Origin of the sequence: Treponema primitia ZAS-1 (genome assembly GCF_000297095.1) — a bacterium.
Taxonomy (GTDB): Bacteria; Spirochaetota; Spirochaetia; order Treponematales; family Breznakiellaceae; genus Termitinema; species Termitinema primitia_A.
In genome coordinates, this window is sequence record NZ_AEEA01000172.1 from 1 (window position 1) to 2,460 (window position 2,460).

Below are 2,460 nucleotides of genomic sequence, written 5' to 3' on the forward strand. Positions count from 1 at the left end.
GCGTAATCCGGCGGATTTGAACAGAAAGACCGATTTTATTTGAACATAAATCCGGCAACATTTGAACAGTTGCCGCTCCAAGGAAGGTATATCCCATGTTTGAAAAATTTGCAAGCATGGGATAAATGGCATAGGGCAGTGCACCTGCAGTGTTTTATAAATTACCAGTTCTTTCAGCGATAATTTTCCGCATGGACTCTCCGGAAATGGTGTAACGGATAGCGTTATGAATAAGGCGGTCGAGGATCGCATCAGCCAGAGTCGGGTTGGGGAAAAGGCCATGCCAAGCGGAAGGAGGAAGCTGTCCGCAGATGAGTGTTGACGAGTTTTCATAACGCAGTTCGAGCAGCTCAAGTAACTCCTGGGTTTCTTCCAGAGCGAATGGGCGTAAGCCCCAGTCGTCAAGAATTAAGAGCGGAACAGAAGCGATGGTTTTCCTGAAAGCGCTGTACCTGTTTTCAATTCTGACGTCAGAAATAATGAGGAACAGATCCGGCAGGCGGAAATACCTGACCGCTATTCCCTGGCCGCATGCATGCCGGCCCAAGGCGCTGGCAATATGTGTTTTACCAACGCCGGTAGGGCCGGAGAGGATGAGGTTTTGCTTTTTACGAATGAATGCACCTTCAGCGAGACGAAGGATATCGGTCTTTGCCATCCCGTGCTTGCCGTTCCATTCGATATTCTCAATTGAAGCGGGGAAGCGGAAACCAGCCTTGGATATAAGCCGCCCTATACGGCGGTTCTTTTTCTCAAGCCATTCCGCTTCAACCAGCATAGCGAAGCGGTCATCAAAGGAAACAGCTTCAAGTTCCTCTTCTTGCTGCCGTACCAATGCTGCGGCCATTCCTGAAAGATGTAATTCATGAAGTTTGTTTAGTGTTACTTTGTCAAGCATGATTATCCTCCTGGTAATATTCTGCGCCGCGAATGTTTTCGTGTTTGACCGGGACAGAAAATTCCGTACCGATCCGTTTCAAAATAAGCTCAAACGATTTGTAACTAAAGGCCCGCATCTGTAATGCCCGCGCTGCCGCCTTCTCCATATCAGTGGACGGGGTTGTATCAGCCATGTGGAGAATAGCGGCGCACGTTCTAAAGGATTGTTCCGGCTGGTCCCGCTGCTCCATGAGGGAGGCAATATAGGCCTCGGTCTCACTCCCAATCTTCGCCGCCCACCGTTTGAAACGCTGGGGCGTCCAGTCAGCCATTGCCTGATGTTTTTTCGGCATGTGCTCAAAACAGGTCGTGTACCGCTTTGACGGCTCGTAATTCCGCAGATGAGCGGCAATGCGTTCAAAGCCGTAAAACACCTCAATTGACCGTGTTGTGGCGCGGATTTCGACCTGTTTATGGGCATACTGGTAGGGCACGCTGTAATAGAACCCTTCGTACTGGACATGATAATCGAAATTGACTTTCGCCTGGCGGAAGGAAGCAAACTCGTACCGTGCGGGGGGCAGCCCCTTGAGCGCCTGCTTCTCGGTTTTTTCAAAAAGTTCTTTACGGCTACCGGGCAGTTTCTGAAAAGGCATTGAGTTAAGGCGTTCGAGAGCCGTCATAACTTCGTTCCGTAATTCGGGGAAAGAATGAAATTGCCGGTTACGCAGGGAAGCGATAATTTTATGCTCCACTATCTTCACCGCATTTTCTACCGGGCCTTTATCCCTCGGTTCGGCAGGCCTGGTTGGCAGTATTGCGGTCCCATAATACCGTGCCATTTCCACATATGTTTTATTGAGATCGCTTTCATGGCGCTGCACGCGCCTTACCGCGCTCTTGAGATTGTCAGGGATGACCAGCCGTGGTACTCCGCCGAAATATTCAAACGCGTTTACGTTTGCTTCAATCCATGACTGAAGCTGCATGTCCAGGAACGGTTCGGCATACAGTATAGAGGTGGCGGGTAATATCGCTACGAACAGATATACCTTGCGGACGGCGCCCTGCCGGTCGATATAATTCATGGTCATCCCGGCCCAGTCAACCATCATCTGGTCCCCTGCTTTGTAGACTTTCCGCATATAGACTTCGTTTTGTTTGCGAAACTGCTTATACCGGGCACAGAATTGTGACCGTCCAAATCCATTCGGATGCGCGGTCTTGTATTCCTCCCAGAGCAGGTTAAGCGTAACACCCGGGCGTTGCATCTCCGCCGCAATTGCCTCCATGTCAGGTTCGGGCCGTGTGCCTGATCGGACCCGGGGGGTTGGATAAACGATTGCCCCTAGTTCATGTTCCTTGAACGCCAGTGGATCTATGATGCCGGATTCTTTGATCTTGGCGATAACGGTGTTCACCGTTCCTACAGAGACACCAGCCGCTGCCGCTATCTCTCGTTGGCTTAATCCCGAAGCGCTGTACTTCAGAATATCCTTGATTTTGCCCATGGCAATTCTCCTCATCTTCATGCTCCTTGGTAAAATTACGCTTAAGAGCATTGTGGAATATGGAGGGCCT

Annotated in this window: 2 protein-coding genes; both read right to left on the reverse strand. The window is 50.4% G+C overall.

The genetic code is table 11. From position 1 onward, the window contains the following. Nucleotides 1-154: 154 nt before the first annotated feature. Nucleotides 155-898 carry an IS21-like element helper ATPase IstB gene (gene istB, locus TPRIMZ1_RS0117150; protein ID WP_010263599.1) on the reverse strand — a complete coding sequence of 248 codons (744 nt, stop codon included), beginning with the start codon at nt 896-898 and terminating at the stop codon, nt 155-157. Then, on the reverse strand, nt 891-2,390 hold the full coding sequence (gene istA / locus TPRIMZ1_RS0117155; protein ID WP_010263601.1) for an IS21 family transposase: 1,500 nt from the start codon (nt 2,388-2,390) through the stop codon (nt 891-893). Before istA ends, istB begins: the two co-directional genes overlap by 8 nt. Nucleotides 2,391-2,460 lie beyond the last annotated feature (70 nt).